The organism is Flavobacterium sp. (genome assembly GCF_044361015.1).
Taxonomy (GTDB): Bacteria; Bacteroidota; Bacteroidia; order Flavobacteriales; family Flavobacteriaceae; genus Flavobacterium.
On record NZ_JBIKJL010000016.1, the window covers coordinates 23,938 to 46,217 of the forward strand.

20 protein-coding genes and 1 pseudogene are annotated in these 22,280 nt (G+C 31.5%); 5 read left to right on the plus strand and 16 right to left on the minus strand.

Annotated features, from left to right (window positions below):
* Window positions 1-134 precede the first annotated feature (134 nt).
* Window positions 135-809, plus strand: coding sequence for an META domain-containing protein (locus tag ACIQ2Z_RS06000; protein ID WP_396183244.1), 675 nt, complete (start codon window positions 135-137; stop codon window positions 807-809).
* Here ACIQ2Z_RS06000 and ACIQ2Z_RS06005 read toward each other — a convergent pair.
* Window positions 806-1,210, minus strand: a complete 405-nt coding sequence (locus ACIQ2Z_RS06005; RefSeq protein WP_396183245.1) for a glyoxalase — start codon at window positions 1,208-1,210, stop codon at window positions 806-808. The two genes, ACIQ2Z_RS06000 and ACIQ2Z_RS06005, sit on opposite strands and share 4 nt — an antisense overlap.
* Before the next feature lie 78 nt (window positions 1,211-1,288).
* Entirely contained in the window at window positions 1,289-2,590 is a 1,302-nt protein-coding gene (locus ACIQ2Z_RS06010) for an OmpA family protein (RefSeq protein ID WP_396183246.1), read from the minus strand.
* Between the two features lie 285 nt (window positions 2,591-2,875).
* Here ACIQ2Z_RS06010 and ACIQ2Z_RS06015 point away from each other — a divergent pair.
* Window positions 2,876-3,238: pseudogene (locus ACIQ2Z_RS06015) on the plus strand (hotdog domain-containing protein).
* Between the two features lie 35 nt (window positions 3,239-3,273).
* Here the strand turns inward: ACIQ2Z_RS06015 and ACIQ2Z_RS06020 are convergent.
* Genes ACIQ2Z_RS06020 through nhaA form a run of 3 tightly spaced genes read right to left on the minus strand, consistent with a single transcriptional unit; the run spans window position 3,274 to window position 5,529 of the window.
* The gene (locus ACIQ2Z_RS06020; protein ID WP_396183247.1) at window positions 3,274-3,552 is read right to left on the minus strand and encodes a DUF3817 domain-containing protein; all 279 of its coding nucleotides are present in this window, start codon (window positions 3,550-3,552) and stop codon (window positions 3,274-3,276) included.
* 1 nt (window position 3,553) lies between these two features.
* Window positions 3,554-4,165, minus strand: coding sequence for a YqaA family protein (locus ACIQ2Z_RS06025; RefSeq protein WP_396183248.1), 612 nt, complete (start codon window positions 4,163-4,165; stop codon window positions 3,554-3,556).
* A gap of 2 nt (window positions 4,166-4,167) precedes the next feature.
* Window positions 4,168-5,529: a Na+/H+ antiporter NhaA gene (nhaA, locus tag ACIQ2Z_RS06030; RefSeq protein WP_396183249.1), complete on the minus strand. Its 1,362-nt coding sequence runs from the start codon at window positions 5,527-5,529 to the stop codon at window positions 4,168-4,170.
* A 194-nt stretch (window positions 5,530-5,723) separates the two neighbouring features.
* Between nhaA and ACIQ2Z_RS06035 the strand changes: the two genes are divergently transcribed.
* From ACIQ2Z_RS06035 to ACIQ2Z_RS06045, 3 genes are all read left to right on the plus strand, one after another.
* Window positions 5,724-7,262, plus strand: coding sequence for a DEAD/DEAH box helicase (locus ACIQ2Z_RS06035; protein ID WP_396183250.1), 1,539 nt, complete (start codon window positions 5,724-5,726; stop codon window positions 7,260-7,262).
* A gap of 541 nt (window positions 7,263-7,803) precedes the next feature.
* Window positions 7,804-9,723, plus strand: coding sequence for a DUF294 nucleotidyltransferase-like domain-containing protein (locus ACIQ2Z_RS06040; RefSeq protein ID WP_396183251.1), 1,920 nt, complete (start codon window positions 7,804-7,806; stop codon window positions 9,721-9,723).
* Between the two features lie 2 nt (window positions 9,724-9,725).
* The gene (locus ACIQ2Z_RS06045) at window positions 9,726-10,340 is read left to right on the plus strand and encodes a PolC-type DNA polymerase III (RefSeq protein ID WP_396183252.1); all 615 of its coding nucleotides are present in this window, start codon (window positions 9,726-9,728) and stop codon (window positions 10,338-10,340) included.
* 3 nt (window positions 10,341-10,343) lie between these two features.
* Here the strand turns inward: ACIQ2Z_RS06045 and ACIQ2Z_RS06050 are convergent, their stop codons facing one another.
* The 11 genes from ACIQ2Z_RS06050 to acs form a co-directional block, all read right to left on the minus strand.
* Entirely contained in the window at window positions 10,344-12,032 is a 1,689-nt protein-coding gene (locus ACIQ2Z_RS06050) for a putative transporter (protein ID WP_396183253.1), read from the minus strand.
* Between the two features lie 106 nt (window positions 12,033-12,138).
* Complete coding sequence (locus ACIQ2Z_RS06055; protein WP_396183254.1) at window positions 12,139-12,627, minus strand: 4'-phosphopantetheinyl transferase superfamily protein; 489 nt, start codon at window positions 12,625-12,627, stop codon at window positions 12,139-12,141.
* Window positions 12,624-12,878, minus strand: coding sequence for an acyl carrier protein (locus ACIQ2Z_RS06060; RefSeq protein WP_396183255.1), 255 nt, complete (start codon window positions 12,876-12,878; stop codon window positions 12,624-12,626). Before ACIQ2Z_RS06060 ends, ACIQ2Z_RS06055 begins: the two co-directional genes overlap by 4 nt.
* Before the next feature lie 31 nt (window positions 12,879-12,909).
* Entirely contained in the window at window positions 12,910-14,181 is a 1,272-nt protein-coding gene (locus ACIQ2Z_RS06065; protein ID WP_396183256.1) for a beta-ketoacyl-[acyl-carrier-protein] synthase family protein, read from the minus strand.
* Window position 14,182: 1 nt separating this feature from the next.
* On the minus strand, window positions 14,183-14,656 hold the full coding sequence (locus tag ACIQ2Z_RS06070; protein ID WP_396183257.1) for a 3-hydroxyacyl-ACP dehydratase FabZ family protein: 474 nt from the start codon (window positions 14,654-14,656) through the stop codon (window positions 14,183-14,185).
* Window positions 14,634-15,416, minus strand: coding sequence for an enoyl-ACP reductase (locus tag ACIQ2Z_RS06075; protein WP_396183258.1), 783 nt, complete (start codon window positions 15,414-15,416; stop codon window positions 14,634-14,636). Before ACIQ2Z_RS06075 ends, ACIQ2Z_RS06070 begins: the two co-directional genes overlap by 23 nt.
* Window positions 15,410-16,462: a type III polyketide synthase gene (locus ACIQ2Z_RS06080; RefSeq protein ID WP_396183259.1), complete on the minus strand. Its 1,053-nt coding sequence runs from the start codon at window positions 16,460-16,462 to the stop codon at window positions 15,410-15,412. Before ACIQ2Z_RS06080 ends, ACIQ2Z_RS06075 begins: the two co-directional genes overlap by 7 nt.
* 34 nt (window positions 16,463-16,496) lie before the next feature.
* The gene (locus ACIQ2Z_RS06085) at window positions 16,497-17,207 is read right to left on the minus strand and encodes a methyltransferase domain-containing protein (protein WP_396183260.1); all 711 of its coding nucleotides are present in this window, start codon (window positions 17,205-17,207) and stop codon (window positions 16,497-16,499) included.
* Window positions 17,207-18,325, minus strand: a complete 1,119-nt coding sequence (locus ACIQ2Z_RS06090; protein WP_396183261.1) for an NAD(P)/FAD-dependent oxidoreductase — start codon at window positions 18,323-18,325, stop codon at window positions 17,207-17,209. The genes ACIQ2Z_RS06085 and ACIQ2Z_RS06090 overlap by 1 nt, the downstream gene beginning before the upstream one ends.
* A 168-nt stretch (window positions 18,326-18,493) precedes the next feature.
* On the minus strand, window positions 18,494-19,744 hold the full coding sequence (locus ACIQ2Z_RS06095) for a T9SS type A sorting domain-containing protein (RefSeq protein WP_396183262.1): 1,251 nt from the start codon (window positions 19,742-19,744) through the stop codon (window positions 18,494-18,496).
* Window positions 19,745-19,999: 255 nt separating this feature from the next.
* Window positions 20,000-21,907, minus strand: coding sequence for an acetate--CoA ligase (gene acs, locus ACIQ2Z_RS06100; protein ID WP_396183263.1), 1,908 nt, complete (start codon window positions 21,905-21,907; stop codon window positions 20,000-20,002).
* Window positions 21,908-22,280: the final 373 nt, after the last annotated feature.

Here is a 22,280-nt window from a genome sequence, read left to right on the forward strand (position 1 = left end):
AAAAAGAAATTTATCCATATATAAAAATCAAAAGGATTATGAAAAATGTGACATACATATACTTAGTTCTGCTCTTAATTTTTTCCTGTAGTCCAAAAATTATTCAAAAGAGTGAGAGTGTTAATGAAGCTACATTGATAAAATCAAAAAATACAGGTTATTTTCATGCAATTGGTAGGGAGCCTTTTTGGAATTTAGAAATAGCTGAAAACAGTATTCGATTTAAAGAAGTAAATGCTGAAAACGAAATTAATATTTCTCATGTGGAACCTGTTAAAGTGATGGATGCAAATATAAAGATGTATATATCCAATTCAGAGGAACAAGAAATGAAAATAATAATAGAACAAAAAGATTGCACTGATAAGATGTCGGACAATAAATACTTCTATCAGGTTAAAGTAGAATTAAAGAAAAAAAATCAAACTGCGATTACTACTTTTTACGGATGTGGATATTATATTGCTGATTATAGATTATATGATAACTGGGTTCTTGAAGAATTAAAAGGAAAAAAAGTAAGTAAAGATAATTTTGCAAATGAAGTTCCGCTTTTAGAAATCAATGCTTCTGATAAAAAAATCATAGGATATGCCGGTTGTAATCGAATCAATGGGACTTTATTTCAAGAGCGTGAATTACTTCGATTTACAAATATTATCAGTACTAGAATGGCTTGTGATGAAGCAAATTTAGAACAGGAATACTTGAAATGTTTGCAAAGTTCTACTCGATATGAAATAAAAAACAATAGACTTTATTTATCTACCCCATCCGAATTGCTAATTGTATTTAAGAAAATAGATTAGGATAAATCTTGAAATTCAAAAATTTGCATATTGCTTTTCAATCGTTCGATCAACATATTCATCATTCTTTTGTTGAGATTGGAGGAATTTTGAATATATTCTGCATATTCATCTATTGTAAAAAGGCCAATGACCATACCTTTTAGAGAGTTTCTGAATTTGATGTCTTTTTGAATAGCATTTTCTATGAATAGCATTTTCTTCTCAATAGAATAAGAATAGAAATCATTTTTATGTTTAGAAACGTAATTTTTGAATACATCAATAAACAAATCATTCTGCAATTTTAGAATAGGGCGGATGGTTAAATTTTGAAATTTTTCCTCTTTTGAGGATTGTACAGAAACAACTCCCAATGCTTCGCCTCTGTTTTTGATAATATAAAGATCACGAGTATTCATTTTTTTCTTTTAAAATTATAAAAAAACCTCTGTCGTTAAACAGAGGTTCATTTATAGTTATCAAGAATGAATTGTTAATTATTTCACTTTAAAAGTTACTCTTCTTACCAATCTTCTTGCACCGGCTGAATCTTTATCAACAGACGTATCTTCACCTTCAGAAACAACATTCAATCTATCTTCAGTAATACCGGCTTTCATTAAAATTTCTTTAACACTGTTTGCTCTTGTTGTAGCTAACTTATCATTATATGGATTTTTACCAATTTCATCTGCATGACCAATAATATCTACGGTGGCAGTTGGGTTATTTCTTAAATAAGTTAAGATAAAATCAATTCCTTCAGTAGAAACATTTGTAGGTTTCGTTTTGTTGAAATCAAAATAAGTAGCTACATAGCCTTCGTTTATTAATTTTTTAACGGTTTCTTTTTCAGAGTTAACTAGCATTTGATTGGTAGTATAAGTACTGTTTAAGTATCTTTCCATTTCGTCAGGAACACCGTTTTTGTTCAAGTCAACCATTCTACCTTTCGTGTCTACAGCAACACCGGCAATTGAATTTGGTTCAGCATCTAAATAATCAGGCACACCATCTTGATCAGTATCAGCCATATTATTTTCAATTTCACCAACACGTTTTTCAAGAGCTTCAATTTCTTCTTGTTGTTTATCTCTTAACACAGCCCAGTCTCCGTGAATTTTTTGAGCACCAAAAGAGAAGGAAGCTCCTAACGATATAGTGTATAAACTTCCAGCTAAATTATTATTTGGATCAGAATAAGCTCCATCCCAATTGAAATGTTGCCTTACATTAGAATTCATTGTAAAATCAGCATTCATGGCTAAATTTTTAGTGATTCTGAATTCAGGAGTAAACCCAAACATAATACCGCCATTCCATTCATCTCTATCTTTATTAATACCCATTTGAGGAGTCATTTGTGCCACTTGAATACCTCCATGGAATAAGAAACCAAATCTTCCTAATGGTTCTTGTATATCAAATAAGCGCGCCGCATTAACAACACCTTGAACACCAAAACGTATATGTTGCATCTCAAAATCTAAACTTTCTTTGCTTAAATTTTCTAAACGATCAAAAGCTATGTCTGCTTTTAAACCAAACTTAGGACTAAACATATAACGAACACCACCACTATAATGGTTTAAGGTTACTGAACCAAATGATTTATTTGGATCACTCCCAAAATAACCCTCTGAATATGGTTTTATTCCTTTGCTTTGTCCAAGGTTGAATTCAAAAGACCATCTGTTGAATTCATCATTAAGATCAGTTTTTAGGGTATCTTTATCTTGTGCGAAAGATTGTGTAAGGGTCAAAACTGAAAATGAAATTAATAGTATAAGTTTCTTCATTTTAAATTATATCAAGTTAGATTTATTAATTGCTACAAATATATAGCAAATGTTGAAATAATCAAGAAAAATTGTTAAAATAATAAAATTAAACAGTTAATTGAAAACAAGTTAGAATGTTAGAATTGAATTAATATGAATATAAACCATGAATAATTAAATATTTTTTTGTAAAAGTATAGTTACAATGCTATATTAATAAAAATTCCGAAATCTTCTTCGGTTAATTATTTCATAAAATAATATATTTTGCTTAAAATTAAAAGATTAATTTACCTAAAAAACATGAAATTTCATATTATAAAATGGGATAAGCCAAAAGATTTAAATCCGAAAGGGACTTTATTTTGAGGAAGGTTATTAGCATGGATTGATGAAGAAGTGGCTTTGTATTCGATTATACAATTAGAAAATCCGAGAGTAATAACTAAACACATGTCTAAAATAAACTTTAAGAGTTCAACTAATACGGATGATATTGTTGACATCGTAATCGATGACGTAAAATTCGGAAATACCTCAGTTGTTTTAACTTGAGAAGTCCGTTTTATCATGACAAGAGAAACAATAATTACTGTTGATTCTATTTCAATGGTAAATTTTTATTTTGAAATTAAGCCATTAGTTTTTAGAAAAATACAAATTTAATTATTACCGAGCGATTAAATTAATAATCAAATCAATTAATCTTTATTCAAGTATTTACTTTCAATGTAAAATGTTCCAAACGGAATAATGGAAGCTAAACAAATTATACCAAACTTTTTATAATTCCAAGGATTGGAAAACTTCAAGGTTATTGCTAATAGCATATAAACAATAAATAGCAAACCGTGAGCCATTCCGATGGTTTTTACAAAAATATCCTGACCTGCCAAATACTTCATTGGCATGGCGAAAAATAAGAGTAGAATGAGTGAAACCCCTTCAAACCATGCTGTTTTCCTAAAAATTTCTAGCATGTTATAGCATTTGATAAATAGCAAAACCGTAAATTACAAATCGCATTAAACGCAATAAGGCAAATAAAAGAAAAATTTTGAAATTGAATTTTATCATACCCGCAGCTAAGGATGCCATTGCAAAAGGCAATGGTAATAACGCCCCAACAGCAATCAATAAACCACCCCATTTTCGCATATTGCCAATATGTTTTGTCATTTTTTCAGACATGAATTTATTTACCGATGGAATATAAAGAATAGCTTTTCCTGTTATATAAGATACAACTCCACCTAAATATGAAAGAATGGCTAACAACGAAAGATAAAGAATGGGAGAGTCGGTATTTTTTGTCCAGGCTATAAAAATATCAGGTGGTAGAAGACCAAGAATGGATTCAGAAATAAAAAACACGGAAAATATAGAAAAATCACTATATCGTTCTGTTAACATAATTAAAGCTTCATTTATATCTATCACATAATAATGAACATAAAATAAAGCACCTAAAATGAGTAGGGTAGGCCAAAAGGCACTTTTAATCCCATCAAAAATGAATTTATAAAATCCGGTGTAAGTGTAATAAAGGTGAAGTTGTCTCCACTTATTTTTTTTAATTCGTTCTCTTTGCATAATTAATGAATATCTCTTTCTTTAATGATAATTGTTGCTTTTGGTTTATTATAATATAAAAATATGAATCCAATAGTTCCACCAGTTAAAGAGGCAATAAGGATCCCGATTTTAGCTTGTTGAATTAATTCGTTATTGTCAAAGGCTAAATTTGAAACAAATAAGGACATGGTAAATCCGATAGAGGCTAATAAACCCACACCAATTAAATGTTTAAAATTCATTCCTTCCGGTAATGATGCCAATTTTAATTTGAGAAACAAACTTGTTACCCCAACAATTCCTATGAATTTTCCAATTAATAGCCCAAAAATCACTCCAATTGCTACATAACTTGAAGTTGTAGTAGCTGTTTCCGATGATAATGTAACTCCGGCATTGGCAAGTGCAAAAATGGGCATAATTATAAAAGTAACTACAGGATGAAGGCCATGCTCTAATCGTTGAAGCGGCGTCATTGCTTGTTTAGACAAAGTACGCATATCTTCTAGTATATGAAGTTGTTCAGGAGTGACAGTTGGAACTCCATTAGGGTCGGCTTTTTTAAATTTTTCTAAATACATTTTCATTTTTTCCGAAAAACCAATCTCATCTATTTTGACATTTGCCGGAATTGTAAAAGCCGCTAAAACACCAGCAATAGTGGCATGAACTCCGGAGAGTAAAAAAGCCATCCATAATCCACCTATACCTAGTATACCATAATAAATTGAATTTCGGACACCAACCAGATTTGAAATAATTAATAACAGAAGAAAGGCAGTTCCAATAATTAAACTAGTAAATGAAATGTCTGATGTATAGAAAAAGGCTATGACCAATACAGCTCCAATATCATCAGCTATCGCCAAAACTGTTAAAAACAGTTTCAAGGAAGTTGGAACTTTATCACCCAATAAAAATAAAACACCCAGAGCAAAAGCAATATCGGTTGCCATTGGTATTCCCCAACCGTTCTGAGCTTCCCCGGTGGAATTAAAAAGTAAGTAAATTAAAGCCGGAAAAATCATTCCACCAAATCCTGCCGCTACAGGTAGAAAAGCTTTTTTTGGATCTGACAGTTCACCACCAATTATTTCACGTTTTAATTCAAGTCCAACCACAAAGAAAAAAATAGCCATTAAACCATCATTTATCCAATGATGTAAATCTTGGTCTAAAAGGTATTTTCCGTCAAAGCCTAAACTGAATTTGTGTTCCCAAAAATGATGATAACCTTCTTTCCATGGTGAATTTGCTAAAATTAAAGCAACAACTGCAGCTAAAAAAAGCACAATTCCGCCTGTTGTTGATTTACCAATAAAGCGATTGACAGGGTTGATTACCCATTTATCAATTGGCGTTATTTTTAATCGGTATTTCATTAATTAGCCTCATTTTTTTTAAGGGTTGTAAAAATAGGAAACTTCATTGATTATAAAGAATTTTAAAAGTTATTTCCTCTCAATTTATATTTAATTTAACCTTTGTCACTATTTTTTTTAATTTATTAACCTTAAAATTCGTTTTCAGGGTTATATCTCCTTATTTTTGCAAAATTCAATTTTTCAATTTTATAATGTCAAAAAAAGATATATTGCTTGAATATGAAGAGAAGAAAAAACTCTACAGTTATCAATTAGGTGATATTGACCTTATTTTTGACAAAATTGAAACAGCACCTCATAATTATCATTTACTATATCAATTGCCAACCGGCGGAGGAAAAACTGTCATTTTTTCAGAAATAACTCGGCGATATTTAGAAAAATATCATAAAAAAGTGGTTGTTTTAACCCATCGAATAGAACTTTGTAAGCAAACTTCAAAAATGCTGAAGGGTTTTGATGTGAAAAATAAAATCATCAATAGCGTTGTTAAAGATTTGCCCGATCAAAATGATTATTCTTGTTTTGTTGCCATGGTTGAAACCTTGAAAAATAGGTTAAATGATGAAAAATTGCATATTGATAATGTTGGATTATTAATAATTGACGAAGCCCACTTTAATTCATTTCGAAAATTATTTCATGCTTTTAAAAATACATTTTTCTTAGGCGTTACAGCTACTCCGCTCAGTTCAAATATAAAATTGCCTATGGGCGAAAATTATCATGAATTGGTTGTTGGACACAGCATTGCTTCCTTGATTGGCAAAGGTTATTTGGCTAAAGCAACTACCTATAGTTATGATGTTGGATTGACCTCTTTGAAAATAGGTATTAATGGCGATTATACTGTGAAATCATCTGATGAATTGTATACCAACTTGGCCATGCAAGAAAAATTGATTTATGCCTACACTGCCCATTCTATGGGGAAGAAGACGTTGATTTTTAATAATGGAATCATTACGTCGTTGAGTGTTCTTGATACTTTTAGGGAAGCGGGATTTAAAAACATAAAACATCTTGACAATACTAACTCTAACGAGGAGCGAAAAGATATTTTAAAATGGTTTAAAGACACCCCGGATGCTATATTGACCTCGGTTGGAATTTTAACCACCGGTTTTGATGAGCCAACCGTAGAATCGATTATTTTAAATAGAGCAACCAAATCACTGACGCTTTATTTTCAAATGATAGGAAGGGGGTCCCGTAAACTTCCTAATAAAGATGCTTTTTCAATTATAGATTTAGGAAATAATGCTGCTAGATTTGGTTTGTGGACAGATAAATTAGATTGGCAGCATATTTTTAAATATCCTGAAAAATATATTCACAACCTCAAAGGAGATGTGGAAATTGAAATGAATTTTCATTACACAATGCCTGAGGAGTTAAAGGCTAAATTCAGTAATACTCCGGACATAACTTTTGATGTAGAAACGGAATATAGAATAGCCTTATCTAAAAATTTAAGGCCTAAAGTTGTTATTGAAAAATCGATTGAACACCATGCTTCTATGTGTGTGGATAATTCAGAAACATTGGTTGAAGCTAAACAATTAGCAAATGAATTAGCAGAAGATATCGAAAGCAGAGTTCGACATTTTACAAATTGTTTAAGTAGTTCTACTAAAAACTACAGAGAATGGTTGATTGAAGATTACAAAACAAGACTGACTGTAATAATTGGTCGAAAATTCAGAGAAAAAATCTTTTCGATGGACTAAATCTATCCGTTTTTAATGTTAAAACTTGATTCTTTATCTCTTTTATTTTAATTTGATTCCCGATAATCGGTACAATAAGTTACTGTCTATAGTACTATGCATTTCGTCGATGAAATTAATGTTTTTAACAGATTTCTGCACTTTTATTTTGTGCTCACTAGATTTAAATCTTTTATTAATAATCTAAATATTGCTATCTTAAATGTTTTAAAGAGTCATTTTCTAGTCTGATTTTCTATAGCATCAATTATATTTGATTGATACATTTCGGATTTATTTTCTAAGTATTTATACCATAAATAAAAACTATAATTTATATTATGTAAAATAGAATTATTCTGTTTGTACCATAAATACTCCTATTTAATTGATGATATGCTATTTCTTTCGAAGTAATAAATTTGATATAGTGTTCGATTTTAGATAAAGTTGTAGCTAAATAGTAATCCTATTTGTAATCTAATAAGTTAATAAATTCAAATAAATGAATATCAATTAGAATCATAATTTATGTAACTTTATAAAATATATTCTTATCTATATGAAAAACTCAATTGCTGAACGTATAGCAGATTTTTTGAAAAATTTTCCTCCATTCAACAGTTTGACTTATCTTGATTTGGTCAAAATTGCCAATGAAGTTCAAGTTGTTCATGTTGATAAAAACAACGTACTTTTTAAAGTTGGCGATAAAACGCATTCTTTTTTCTACATTGTTAAAGAAGGTGCAATTGGCCTTTCTGTAACTTCTGATGCTGAAGAAGCTTTAATTGATAAATGTGATGAAGGTGATATTTTAGGTTTACGTCCATTTTTTGCAAAAGATAATTATCTAATGACGGCAAAAGCTAGGGAAGAAAGTTTATTATATGCTATTCCAATTGAAGTTTTTAAGCCTTATGTGTCACAAAATCAAGATGTTTTAAGTTTTTTATTAGAAAGTTTTGCTTCTAATACTCGCAACCCTTATGATAAAGAAAATAAAGGAAAATTAATTTCTGAGAATATCATCTATGATGAGCAAAGTTCTGAAATTCAATATTTTCAGCCCATTTCATATACCAAAAAGCCCATTACAGCCAACCGAAAAGATATTGTAAAATTTGTGGCTCAAACAATGACTCAAAGTAAAATTGGGAGTGTAATTATTGAGGAAAACCAACTTCCACTTGGAATTGTGACTGACAAAGATTTGCGATCAAAAATCGCAACAGGTCTTTTTCCTATTGATGTTTCAGTTGACCAGATTATGTCGGCTCCGGTAATTACTGTTACGGAAAACATTTCAATTGCTGAAACTCAAATGATGATGTTAAAACACAATATTGGGCACTTATGTGTTACCATTGATGGTACAAATAAATCTAAAATTATGGGAATTATTTCCGAGCATGATGTTGTTGTTGCCCAGGCAAATAACCCCGGAGTTTTATTAAAACAAATAAAGCGTGCTACCCGTTCCAAAGAATTAAAAGCAGTTCGCGATAAATTAACTGATTTAATTCAAAATTCATTAGATAAAAATATTCCTATCCAACATATTTCCAACATTGTAGGCGAAATCAATATTGCCATTACTAAAAGAGCAATAGAATTAACCATCGAAAAAATGGACAAACAACCCCCTACTCAATTTGCTTGGTTAAATATTGGTAGTCAAGGCAGGAAAGAACAATTGCTCATTACTGACCAAGATAATGCTTTAATTTTTGAAGATGTAGAGGAAGAGCATTACGACGAAGTGAAAAAATACTTTTTAGAAATGGCTGAAAAAGTAACAAAAACATTGAATAAAATTGGCTATGAATATTGTCCGGCAGAAATGATGGCAAGTAATACAATATGGTGTAAATCATTGACAGACTGGAATAAACAATATAATACTTGGATTAATACTCCGGGAGAAAAAGGAATTTTAATGTGTTCTATTTTCTTTGATTATGATTGCATTTATGGTGATGAAAAACTTGTCGATTCTATAACGGATAATATTTTTAATCAGGTAGCCAACAACCAATTGTTTTTTGCTTATTTGGGTACAGATGCATTAAAAAATCCACCACCATTAGGTTTTTTCAGACAGTTTTTAGTTGAAAAAGATGGTGAACATAAAGATACGTTTGATATAAAAAGCAGGGCTTTAATGCCGTTAGTTGATGCCGCTCGTTTATTAACGTTAAGTTTAAATGTAAAAGGTATAAATAACACCTATCATCGGTTTAAAAAATTAGCAGAATTAGAACCTCAAAATGCCGAACTTTTTGAAAATTGTGCAGATGCATTTTCTTTATTATCTAAATTTAGAACAGAAGAAGGTTTGTTGAATAATTCAAATGGTAGATATTTAAATTTAAATGAGTTATCAAAATCCGATAAAGTAAAACTTAAGAATGCATTTCAGCCTATTCATGACATTCAGGATGCTATTAAAAATCGTTTTCAACTAACTTATTTTACTTAAAAATGGCTTGGAACTGGTTTAAAAAAATAGCAAAAGAATATCCTAAATTTTGGGAAAACTATCTCAATTATTTTGAGAAAGAACCTAATGAAACAAAACCAAAACGTTATGTTGTTTTTAATTGTGAAACTACCGGTTTGCATTTCAAAAATGATGTAATTCTCTCCATTGGAGCTGTTGCGGTAATTGACCACTCCGTTGTTGTAAATGATCACATAGAATTATATTTAAAACAGGAAATTTATAAATCAGAAACTGCCGCTATTCACGGATTATTAAAAGAAGGTAAAGAAGAAAAAATTGTTGAAGCGGAAGCTATAATTAGATTCTTAGAATTCATCAAAGATTCAACGCTTGTTGGTCATCACGTTAGTTTTGATATTGAAATGATTAATCAAGCCTTAAAAAGACTTGACGTTGGAAAACTTAAAAACGACAGTATGGATACAGATGCAATGTATCAAAAATTTAAAGGTTTACAAGAAGATCAACATTCCAATTTAGACGAATTATGCAAAGTTTTGAAAGTCGAAAAAAGAGACAGAAATACAGCCTCCGGTGATGCTTATATTTCAGCTTTACTCTTCTTAAAATTAAAAAACCGATTGAAAATTTAGTTTTTACATTAACAACAGAATTAAAAATTGTGCAGTAAATATCCTGAATAAAGTTACCAATGGATAAACGGTTGCATAAGCTTGTGTAGGCACATCTGAATCTAAATAATTACCACTGAATGCTAATGCAGCCGGGTCTGTATAAGTGCCACTCAATAGACCGCTTAACTGCAAGAAATTAATTTTTAAGTAATAATGACCCACAAGAACCATGAATACTAATGGGATAAATGTGATGAAACTACCATAAAATAACCAAAGCCATCCATTATTTTCAACAAAATTGGCATAAAAACTTTCTCCGGCATGAATACCAACTGCAGCAAAAAATAAGCAAACACCTAAATCTTTCATGAAATAGATTGCTCCGGTATTAATAAACGAATGTATTCCTCCTATTCCACCATAGCGACTGATTAATAATGCTGCAATCAGTGGTCCTGCAGCAAAACCGAGTTTAATTGGAACCGGTAAAGATGGAATAAGAATTGGTATAGAACCAATTATGATTCCAATCAAAAGTCCTCCGAAAAGTGATAAGAAATCTGGTTCTAATAATTTCTTTTCTGAATTTCCAATCAATTCTTCAGCAACTTGAATAGCTTCTTTATTTCCTACAATTCGCAATTTATCGCCATAAAAAAGTTCCAATGATGGTGAGGCTAATAATTCTTTTCCTGAACGATAAACGCGGGTAACTTTTAAATCATATTTGTTATAAAGATCTAATTCAGCGAGTTTTTTATGAGTAGCCGCTTTATGGGTTACAAAAATGCTTTTCGAAATTACATCTTGTTCAGATTCAATGAATAAATCGGTCGAAATTTTACCTGTTTTTTCAATAAAATCATTGATGGCGTGTTGAGTACCAACGAGCATTATCACATCTTTATGTTCAACTTTTGTATCTAAAGTAGGTGAAAAAACAGTCTTTGAACCACTGTGTTTTAATCGAGAAATCACTATTTTATCATGATTGGTTTCTTTTAAAATTTGATAAATACTTTTTCCAATAAATTCAGGTTTTGTGATTCTGCATTTTTGATGAATTAAAACATCTTCTGAACTTTCCTGTTGTAGAATATTCGATTTTTCTTTATTAACGTCAATTTTTAAAAATGTTTTTGATAGAATAATAACTAAAATCACACCCAAAACCCCCATTGGATAAGTTATGGCGTAAGCAATGGTTGGGTCATTGAATATTTTGTAAGGAAATTGATTTTGATATTCTTGAATTACTGATTTTGCGGCTCCTAAACCCGGCGTATTTGTGACAGAACCGGATAATAAACCAACTACATTTTCAATTTTTATTTGTGTACTTAAGTAAATAATGACTGCAATTAAAGCTCCAAAAAGAACAGTGGAAACGGCTAGTATATTAAATTTTAAGCCTTCTTTTCTAAAGGATGAAAAAAAGGAAGGGCCCACTTGAATCCCAATTCCATAAACAAACAAAATCAATCCTAAATCACGGATAAAAACCATGATATTGCCATTGACTCGGTAGCCAAAATGCCCTAAAAATAACCCGGCGAACATCACTGCTGAAACACCTAATGACACTTTGCCTATTTTTAATCGGCCAACAAAAACACCAATCCCAATGATTATCATAACGACCACTAACGATTGAGTAATATCAGGGTTTTCAGTGGGAACAAACAATTTATAAAACCATTCAAACATGATAAATAATTTAATGATGTAAAATTAGGTATACGATTTTAGATTTTAATGATATAAATCATGCAAATCAAAACCAATGTATTGAAAACGTTATAGTGAATAAGTTTTATTTTGTAGTGTCCTTTCTTAAATAAATACTTCGTTCAAACCTCCCGTGATGACTTTTAGACATGAAAAAACAATTTCCGTTTTCCAAATAAAAAGGTATTTCATATTTATAAATACTTTCTTTTAATTGTTTTAATTCACTGATGTATTCAAAATCAATTACAGAGGTTACGGCAATAGTGTGAATACAATTATTTCTAATTTGAGTAGTTGAATAAAAAACGAAATCTTTATAAAAAACCAATCCATTCTCATGACTACAATTAATTAACAAAGGATAAAATCCACGGGATTCACCTTTTTGCCGGAGTATTTTATAAACAGCTTCCTTCCTACTCCACAATGTCCAAACCGATATGTCTTGATTTTCAGAATCAAAAATGATGTTTTGCTCGCCTTTGGTAAATACTTTATCTAAAAAACCTTTTCGTTGCCAAATACTTTCTGTTTTTGCTAAAGTTAAATCAACCACGTCATTGCCAATCATTTTTCAGCTAATTTAGTTTCGATGATTTCTATGGCTGATTTTACATCAAGCATTCGTTCCATGGAGATATTGTCAATCTCAATATCAAAAACTTCTTCAATATCTAAAATTACATCAACCAGATTAGCAGAATTTATCTTTAAATCAGTTATAAAATCTGTTGTTTCAGTAAGATTGTCAAAAGCTTCCTGATTTTTTATATAGGGCTTTACGAGAGCTTTCAATTTTTCGATAATTTCTGCTTTGTTCATGATTTAATTTTTGACTAAGATAAGCATCTATTTAATACTTTTTAAAAACAACACAGGCATTTACATCGCCAAAACCAAAACTAGCTTTTATTATAATATTTAGTTCTTTTTTTATTAATTGTTGTGGAATTTTAGAAGAATCAATGACTTCAATTATGGCAGGATGTAAATCATCACAATTGATATTCGGAAATAGAAATCCATGGTATATTTGTAAAATAGAAGCTACACTTTCCATACTGCCGGATGCAGAAAGACAATGACCAACCATTGATTTTAATGAGTTGATAGGTGGAAAATCTTTTACGGATAAACCTAAAGCTTTACTCCAGTTGAGAATCTCCAAGCTATCTTTAGATGTGGCAGTTAAATGCCCATTTATACTATCAATATCCTTTGACTTTATTCCTGCATTTTTCATTGCTTCAATGATACATCTTTGAACAGCAATAGAATTAGGTGCCGTCATAGTTCCTTCGCCGCGTTGTCCGCCCGAATTTACATTTCCACCTAAAACTTCGGCATAAATGGTTGCTTTTCTAGCCAAAGCAGTTTCTAATTCTTCTAAAATCAAGGCCCCTGCTCCACTTCCCGGAACAAATCCTGAAGCGGTAGCACTCATTGGTCTTGAGCCTTTCTCTGGCGATTCATTATGTTTGAATGTACAAACTTTCATGGCGTCAAAACCTGCCCAAATATAAGGACCGCTATCACTCGTGCTTCCTACTAACATTCGGTTGGCTTGACCTGAAATAATTCGGTCATAACCCATCAATATACTTTCTGTTCCGGTTGTACAAGCACAGGAATTCGTAGAAACCTGGTTTCCTAAGCCTAATTTACCCGCTAAATAAGCGCTTATGCCACTGTTCATTGTTTGTGCAACAACAGTACTACCCAATCTTCTGGTTTGAAAATCATCAATTTTATAAATACTTTCTCTGAATTTTTCAATTCCTGATGTTCCTGAACCAAAAATAGTTCCACTATCCCAATCCGGATTTTCGTTATTTTGAATAGGCAAACCTGCATTTTTCCATGCTTCTACTCCGGCAATTACACCATATAATATTCCACTAGAATTAAAATTGCGAAGTTCTAATTCTGTAAAATACTGAATTTTAAGTTCTTCAGAAATAGTTGGTTTTCCGGCAATTTGACACGAAAACTGTAATCGTTCTAATTCAGCATCATGCTTTATTCCCGAAATTCCATTTTTAATTGCATGTGTAAAAGCAGTCAAGCCAACTCCATTTGGGGCAACAATTCCTAATCCGGTAATAACAACTCGCTTTTTTGACATTTTATTGATTTATTATCATTCCGGATAAAGTTCCGCTACAAACTTCTACATTTTCACTATTCAACATACACACGTTGCATTTTAACTTTCCAAAACGGAAATAAACTTTCTTAGAAACAACTTTTACTTTTTCATTAGGATAAACGGGTTTTAAAAATTCAATTTCTGAAGAAATAAAAGCAATTTGTGTGAAATTATCATCCAAAGTCAAGTATATTCCTAAGCAAACTAATCCAATTTGGGCCATGGTTTCAATTAATAAGACGCCGGGTGTAATCGGATTATCTTTAAAATGACCTTTATAAAAATCTAACCCTTCACTAAAAGTAAACGTGCCTTCTACTCCATTTTCATCAATATGCAGAATTTCGTCCACAAATAAAAAGGGGTTAGAATAGGGTAATTTATTGATAATATGTTGGTTGCTATTCTCCACAAATTTAAAAAGGTATTTATTGCAAACTTTCCCCTCCATCTACTTTTATGATGGTACCGGTTATCCATTTTGCCTCTTCCTTGCAAAGCAAATAAACAACATCGGCCACATCTTCCGGATTAGTAAGTCGTTTAAATGGATTTCTTTTTTCAACGTAAGCTTTAATTTTTTCACTGGATGGAATCATTTGAAAGGATATTGTATTGGTAACTCCGGCTTGAATACAATTTGAACGAATTCCAAAAGGAGCAAATTCTAAAGCGATTTGTCTCGAAATTGCCTCTAAAGTAACTTTTGCAGCACTTACAGCTCCGTAATTTTGAATTGGTTTTGTGTTTCCCTCGCTGGTAAATGAAATAATTCTGGCATCAGTACCAAATAAGTTAGCATCAAAAACCGCTTTTGTCCAATCATAAAGTGAAATAGCCATCGCATTTAAAGTTATTAAAAAATCATCATTGTTAAGGGAATTTTCGCCGGTCATCTTCTTTAACGAACCTTTTGCAATGCTGTGAACCAAGCATTTTATTTTTTTATTTCCAATTTTAGATTGAATTTCATTGACACATTCAATTCTTTTTTCAATATTGGTTGCATCTAAATTAAAATTTAAAAACGAAATCTCCAATGCTTTTAACTCTTCAAAATCTTCTTCTATTTTTGGCAATTCAGCACGTGAATTGCGATGAATAATACAAATATTCATCCCTTGTTGTGCTAATTTTTTAGCTGTAGCTAAACCTAAACCACTACTACCACCTAAAATAATTGCCCATTGATTTTTAAATTCGCTTACCATTCTAATAATATTCGTTGTGCAGTAAAACCGGGTCCAAAACTCAACATTAATCCTTTCTCTCCTTTTAAAGGTTTTTTGTTCATAATTTGTTCCAAAACATATAATACGGTAGCACTGGACATATTTCCGTACAACCTTAGTATTTCTTTCGTATCAATAATATCTTTACCAAAATCTTTAAATAATTCTTCCACTAAAAGTACGATTTTTTTACCACCGGGATGAAAAATTAAATGATGAATATCAGCAATTGATAAGTTATTTTTTTCTAAAAAAGGATGAATAATAGCAGGAAAATGTTCGTCAATAGTTTCGGGAACTTCAATGTCTAAGACCATTTTTAAACCATTGTTTGTCAAATCAAAACCCATCATTTTTTCTTTATCATAGAAATGATACATTGCTTCATCAACAACGGTTGGGCCATTTTCATTTTCATGCGATGATAACAAAACACAGGCTGCACCATCACCGAAAATTGCTGCACTGACAATATTAGCCATTGAAAAATCATCCAATTGAAAGGTTGCAGTTGGACTTTCCACAGTAATAACCGCGGCTCGTTTATTAGGATTCGCTTTTAAAAAGTTTTTTGCATAAATGATGCCTGAAACACCGCCCACACAACCCATTTCAGTCACCGGAAGCCTTATAATATCTTGCTTAAGCGATAACCGATTAATCAAATAGGCATCTAGAGAAGGAATCATAATTCCGGTACAACTTACCGTGATAATAAAATCGAGTTCAGTTGGACTCCAATTAGCTTGTTTTAAAGCTTTTTGTAACACTTGCTCGCCTAGTACAATCATTTCTCGAGAATAAATAGCATTGCGTTCTTCAAATGAAGTTAAAGTAAAAACTTCTTTTGGATCCATAATGGAATAGCGTTTATCGACTTGAGCTCCTTCAAATATTTTTTTTACTTTTCGAATAAAACGCTCTTCCTGACCTTCCAACCAAATATCCAAAAAGGGTAATATTTCTGAAGTCTCACGAGAATATTTTGGAAGTTGTTTGGCAACTGTAATAATTTTTAACGGCATATATTATATTTTGAAAAGTGAATGGTTTACTAATTTATTTCCAAATAATCCATTGGTAACGGAAAGCCCATTTCCATGAAATTGTTTGTTTTTTTGCTTGTATTTTTTTTGAAAAATCTTCTAATTCTTTCTTTTTAAATCCGCGTAATATGGAAGTTAATCCATCTTCGCGTGACATTCGATTGAGTTGAAAGACAGAACATACCAATTGAAATAAACGATAGGCAAGTTTGCTCCTTTGCAAATCATTGATCACAATACCAAGACTCGCTTGCTTTTGAAATACATTTAAAATAGTATCAATTTCTTCATTTTTAAAATGATGTAATGTTAATGTACACAATAAGATATCATATTTTACTTCAGTAAATGCTTCAGAAAAAATATCTTTACAGCTATAACTGATTGTGGCATACTCTTTAGACAATAAACGGGCATGTTCAATAGTAAATGCATTGGCATCTATTCCGATGAGTTGAAAAATATAATTATTTTCATTGGCGAAATCTGCCATCAATCGAAGCATATCACCGTTGCCACAACCTACATCAACAATAGTAATGGTTTTTGTTTCATCGCATTCTTTCAACAACTTTTTAATACCTTGTAAAGTTAGCTTGTTTCCTCCTAAAAGTTGATTAATAGAGGCTATTTTATCCAAAGCTTCACGTAATTCTTCTCCTTCTAAGGAAAAATCATCCATGATTTCAATTGCTTCTGTACGATACTGGGTATGAATAGCCATTAAGAAATTGGTTTTCCGTGGGTTTTACGAATGATTAAAGTCAACCATATAGGAAATGTAAGCAATAATTTCATCAGTATTCTATTCATGAATTGGTTTAACAATAATTTTGACAATTGTTTACCTGTTTGTAGCCTACTCTTAAAATAATGATTCCATTGAAATGTATATTTATTTTCCATTTCTTCTCTCGTTTGCTTGTTATCTAAAAAGGAAATTACACACTCACTGGCAATTTTAGCACTGTGAATAGCCATAGCCATTCCATTACCACAAAGCGGATGAATGAGTCCGGCTGAGTCCCCTAACATCAATAAATGGTTTTCCACTCGTGCTTTTTTTTCAAAAGAAATCTGACTAATGCTTAAGGGTTTATCAAATAATAATTTTGATTGTTTAAAAATGGTTTTAAGTTCGGGATTTTGATATAATACATTCGTTTGAAATTCTTCAATATTCTTGTACTTCTTAAATACTTCTAATTTAACTAAATAGCAAATATTGATGTGGTCGTTTTCAACTTTTGAAACACCACAGTAACCGCCTTCAAAATTATGTAAGGCCACTAAATCAGTTGGGAAATCTCCCGAATAATGTGCTTTTACAGCTAACCAAGGAGATTTTTTTTGAATAAAATCACGTTTCAGATGGATATCTAAATTGGAACGTTTTCCAAAAGCACCTAAAACAATTTTTGCGTTAAAAACTTCTTGATTTTCTGTTGTAATACTAAACTCATTTTCAAAAAATGTAACTTCATTTACATTTTGATGAATGATTTTACATCCCAATTTAATGGCTTCCTGATATAGATAATTATCTAATTGATATCTACTTATACCAAATCCGCCCAAAGGTAAATTTCTATATATTGATTGACCGGACACAATTGAAATGGTAGTTGAATTTATGGATGTCGGTTTTAAATGGGAAATAGCTAATCCCAATTGATTAAAATAAGGTAACACTTCATTAGAAATAAATTCACCGCATACTTTGTGTTTGGGATAGCAATTTTTCTCAAATAGAACAACATTTTTTCCTTGTTGACACAAATGAATTGCTGCAGTTAAACCCGCAAGACCTCCTCCAATAATAACTACTTGACTCTCTTTCATATCAATGTAAATTTAGGAAATTTGATTGAGAAAAGTGTTGTATAATTAGATTAAAAAAATTATAAAGTTATTCATAAAAAAAATATAATAATACTATATGTTAGACCAATTTTTGAATAGAAATTAAAGCTAAACGACTTTTTCAGTTGCTTAAGCCTAAGAAAAAAACTAATTGACTACTATTTTTTGAGTAAAAGTTGTTCCGTTATGAACTAAATTGAAAATATAAACTCCATTAGACAATGAGCTGACATCTATAAAATCATCCTTAAAAACCATTCCTGAGTGAATTGTTTTACCTAACAAATCAATGATTTTATATTCTCCGGAGTTTCCTTCAAAACTAACTTGAAAACGACTACTTACCGGATTAGGATTTATTAATACTTTATTTGAATTGAATTGATTTAAGGACAAAGTTCCGTATTTTGATACCGCATAAGAAGAATTATCACACTCCATTTCATTAATAACATTACCTAGAAATGGTAAAATTTCATAAGTTGCTGTTGAAGTATTTACCAAATACAAACCTGCATCATAATTTGCATCAAAACCAACAAATAGTATGGATTCTGTATCTTGATCATAAGTTCTGTTTGAAAAAAGATAACCAAAAATATTTTCTAAAGTCATTATTGTAGATAATTCACCCGTATTAGGATTTAAACTACCAATCTTAATTTCATCATTAACATTATTGTTTTGATTATAAACTGAATAAACTGTAAAAATAGTGTTAGTTTCATTGCTGAATTCTAGTCCGATGTTTCCGCTATATTCAGAATTTAATATAGGTATGACAGTATAAGTGAATGGTTGTGATGCAACGGAAGCTGTTACTAATTTAACTTGATTTCCTTCTAAAATTAAAAAATAATATTTTTTTGAATTACTGTCATAACATGTAGAATCAGGGAAAAAATTTGTTCCTTCTCCAAAATTAAAATAGCCCAAAATGGATTGAATTCCGGATATTGGATCAAATTTATTTAAAAAAATATTGTCATCAATATCACCATCATAAGAGTAGACAAAACCAGTTTGCATATCAACTTCAGAACCCCCATTAAGTGAACTCTCAAATGGTGAAAGCGATATGTTTTCAGAATTAGTATTGAACTCAATCATTCTTGCTTCAACAGATCCGGTTGTATTATCTAATACACGGGCAAAATAATTCGATCTTCTCGAGTCGAATGTAGAAGAAGCTGAAATAATACCTTCCACGTTCGTTGAATAAATACTGCTGAATTCGGTGTCGCCAGCATTCCACCTAACTATCTTTGTTCCTTCTTCTGGACTATAATTGAATGCTATTAATTTAATGTTTGAAGACTGTGCTAAGGAAAAATTGGTAATTGACGATAAAAAAATAACAGTTCCAATTAACATCTTTTTAGTAATTTTATTTATCATAACACTCTTAATTTTAGATAGTTTGACAAAAATAAGGTAAAAAAAATGTAAACTAGATAAACAATAGTTAAAACAAAAGTTATTTCCTGTAAAACAAACTAAATTTCCTTTATTTTTTATAGTAATTCTCACGGTTAATAATTTTAAAATTTGAATTAAATATAAACTGTCATTCAAAATTAGTTGTTATTGTTTAAATTAGAAAAACCGCTTTATTGCAGAAACGGTCTTTTTGAGTAACCAATATAACTAAAATTATAATTTCCCTACTTTAATCTCTTCCACAATTTCGGGATTTAACAAAGTTGAAATATCTCCAAAATTGCTAAAATCGCCTTCCGCTATCTTACGTAAAATGCGACGCATGATTTTTCCGGAACGTGTTTTTGGTAAGCCACTTACAAACTGAATTTTATCTAATTTGGCAATAGGTCCGATTTGATCGGATATTTGTTGGTTAATTTCTTTTCGAAGATTTTCTTTATCACGAGTGGCTCCTATTTCTTTTAGAATTACAAATCCGTATAATGCATTGCCTTTTACGTCATGTGGGAAACCAACGATTGCACTTTCCGCTACTGCCGGATGTTCGTTGATGGCATCTTCAATAGGTGCTGTGCCTAAATTGTGACCGGAAACAATGATTACATCATCTACTCGACCGGTAATTCGGTAATAACCAACTTCATCGCGTAAAGCTCCATCACCAGTGAAATATTTACCCGGGAAAGCTGTAAAATACGTTTCTTTAAATCGTTGGTGATCACCCCAAATCGTTCTGGCCATTGCCGGCCAAGGGAATTTGATACACAAACTACCGGTGACTTGATTGCCTTCAATTTCATTGCGAAGTTCATCCATTAAAACAGGTTGAATTCCCGGTAATGGCAGTGAAGCGTAGGTTGGTTTAGTTGGTGTGACAAATGGCAGTGGCGATATCATAATCCCTCCCGTTTCGGTTTGCCACCACGTATCAACTAGCGGACAACGCTTTCCTCCTACATGGTCATTGTACCAGTGCCAAGCTTCTTCGTTAATCGGCTCTCCTACAGAACCAATTACTTTTAAGGAACTTAAAGGGAATCGTTGAACGTAATCCAAATTTTCTTTGGCTAATGCACGGATTGCTGTTGGAGCCGTGTAAAATTGTGTAATTTTATGCTTTTCAATTACTTCCCAAAAGCGACTGAAATTAGGGTATGAAGGAACCCCTTCAAAAATTACAGTTGTTGCTCCGTTTAAAAGCGGACCATATAAAATATACGAATGTCCGGTAATCCAACCAATATCAGCGGTACACCAATAAATATCGTTTTCTTCGTAATTAAAGACGTTTTTAAACGTGTATGCGGTGTAAACCATATAACCTGCCGTGGTATGTAACATTCCTTTTGGCTTTCCTGTTGAACCGGATGTGTATAAAATAAACAATGGGTCTTCGGCATCCATAATTTCTGCGACATTGTTTGGAATGGCTTCGTCTAATAATGGTTGCAGCCATAAATCACGACCTTCTTTCATTGTAATTTTTTCATTGGTGCGTTTGACAACCAACACTTTTTCAACAGACGGACATTTTTCAAGTGCTTCGTCAATGATTCCTTTTAAATCAATGGTTTTGTTTCCTCTAAAACCGCCATCGGAAGTAATGACCATTTTGCAGTCGCTATCGTTGATTCGGGTGGCAACAGCCGTGGCTGAAAATCCGGCAAAAACTACCGAATGAATGGCTCCAATTCTTGCACATGCCAAAACGGATACAGCCAATTCGGGAATCATTGGAAGGTAAATGCAAACGCGATCACCTTTTTTAATTCCTTGTTCGCGAAGTACATTTGCCATTTTTGAAACACGAGCATACAGTTCGTTGTAAGTTATGGTTTGTGCTTCCTCGTTGGGGTCATTCGGTTCGAAGATAATAGCGGCTTTTTCGCCTCTTTTAGCCAAATGACGGTCAATACAGTTTTTGGTAATATTTACTTTCGCATCCAAAAACCATTTGAATTTAGCTTCTTGCATATCAAATTCAAATACTTTGTCCCATTTTTGATACCAAGTAAAGTTTTCTTCGGCAATACGGTCCCAAAACTTTCGGGGTTCGCGAACCGATTTTTTATACATTTTAAAATAATTTTCTAAATCGTAGATTTTATAATAACTCATGTTAACGACTTTTTAATTATTGTAAATATAGGAAATATTCGTTTTGTATTTTACTAAGGTCACTAAATTCTATTGTCGGTACTTTGTTTTACGTAAAACATAATCTTTAATTTTTTACTCATAAATTTATTGAGTCCGCATTTTTTTTGAGAAAAAATTATATAAAGTATATTTTTGTACAAATTATTGCCCAACAGTAATTTACAAGTTATCAACTTGTTTAAGGATAAATATTGCTACACTATGCATCAAACATCGCTACTATTTTCTTTAATTTGTAAAAACAAAACTGACTCATGCTATTTGAAACAAACAAAACAGATGCTTCTGTTTTATACAAATTGTTAACGGGAATCATCATTCCACGACCCAT

Excerpts from the sequence above, each read along its gene's own strand:
- ACIQ2Z_RS06005 (WP_396183245.1), bottom strand. The coding sequence starts at position 1,210 with ATGAATACTCGTGATCTTTATATTATCAAAAACAGAGGCGAAGCATTG.
- ACIQ2Z_RS06010 (WP_396183246.1), bottom strand. The coding sequence starts at position 2,590 with ATGAAGAAACTTATACTATTAATTTCATTTTCAGTTTTGACCCTTACA.
- ACIQ2Z_RS06020 (WP_396183247.1), bottom strand. The coding sequence starts at position 3,552 with ATGCTAGAAATTTTTAGGAAAACAGCATGGTTTGAAGGGGTTTCACTC.
- ACIQ2Z_RS06025 (WP_396183248.1), bottom strand. The coding sequence starts at position 4,165 with ATGCAAAGAGAACGAATTAAAAAAAATAAGTGGAGACAACTTCACCTT.
- nhaA (WP_396183249.1), bottom strand. The coding sequence starts at position 5,529 with ATGAAATACCGATTAAAAATAACGCCAATTGATAAATGGGTAATCAAC.
- ACIQ2Z_RS06035 (WP_396183250.1), top strand. The coding sequence starts at position 5,724 with ATGTCAAAAAAAGATATATTGCTTGAATATGAAGAGAAGAAAAAACTC.
- ACIQ2Z_RS06040 (WP_396183251.1), top strand. The coding sequence starts at position 7,804 with ATGAAAAACTCAATTGCTGAACGTATAGCAGATTTTTTGAAAAATTTT.
- ACIQ2Z_RS06045 (WP_396183252.1), top strand. The coding sequence starts at position 9,726 with ATGGCTTGGAACTGGTTTAAAAAAATAGCAAAAGAATATCCTAAATTT.
- ACIQ2Z_RS06050 (WP_396183253.1), bottom strand. The coding sequence starts at position 12,032 with ATGTTTGAATGGTTTTATAAATTGTTTGTTCCCACTGAAAACCCTGAT.
- ACIQ2Z_RS06055 (WP_396183254.1), bottom strand. The coding sequence starts at position 12,627 with ATGATTGGCAATGACGTGGTTGATTTAACTTTAGCAAAAACAGAAAGT.
- ACIQ2Z_RS06060 (WP_396183255.1), bottom strand. The coding sequence starts at position 12,878 with ATGAACAAAGCAGAAATTATCGAAAAATTGAAAGCTCTCGTAAAGCCC.
- ACIQ2Z_RS06065 (WP_396183256.1), bottom strand. The coding sequence starts at position 14,181 with ATGTCAAAAAAGCGAGTTGTTATTACCGGATTAGGAATTGTTGCCCCA.
- ACIQ2Z_RS06070 (WP_396183257.1), bottom strand. The coding sequence starts at position 14,656 with ATGGAGGGGAAAGTTTGCAATAAATACCTTTTTAAATTTGTGGAGAAT.
- ACIQ2Z_RS06075 (WP_396183258.1), bottom strand. The coding sequence starts at position 15,416 with ATGGTAAGCGAATTTAAAAATCAATGGGCAATTATTTTAGGTGGTAGT.
- ACIQ2Z_RS06080 (WP_396183259.1), bottom strand. The coding sequence starts at position 16,462 with ATGCCGTTAAAAATTATTACAGTTGCCAAACAACTTCCAAAATATTCT.
- ACIQ2Z_RS06085 (WP_396183260.1), bottom strand. The coding sequence starts at position 17,207 with ATGGCTATTCATACCCAGTATCGTACAGAAGCAATTGAAATCATGGAT.
- ACIQ2Z_RS06090 (WP_396183261.1), bottom strand. The coding sequence starts at position 18,325 with ATGAAAGAGAGTCAAGTAGTTATTATTGGAGGAGGTCTTGCGGGTTTA.
- ACIQ2Z_RS06095 (WP_396183262.1), bottom strand. The coding sequence starts at position 19,744 with ATGATAAATAAAATTACTAAAAAGATGTTAATTGGAACTGTTATTTTT.
- acs (WP_396183263.1), bottom strand. The coding sequence starts at position 21,907 with ATGAGTTATTATAAAATCTACGATTTAGAAAATTATTTTAAAATGTAT.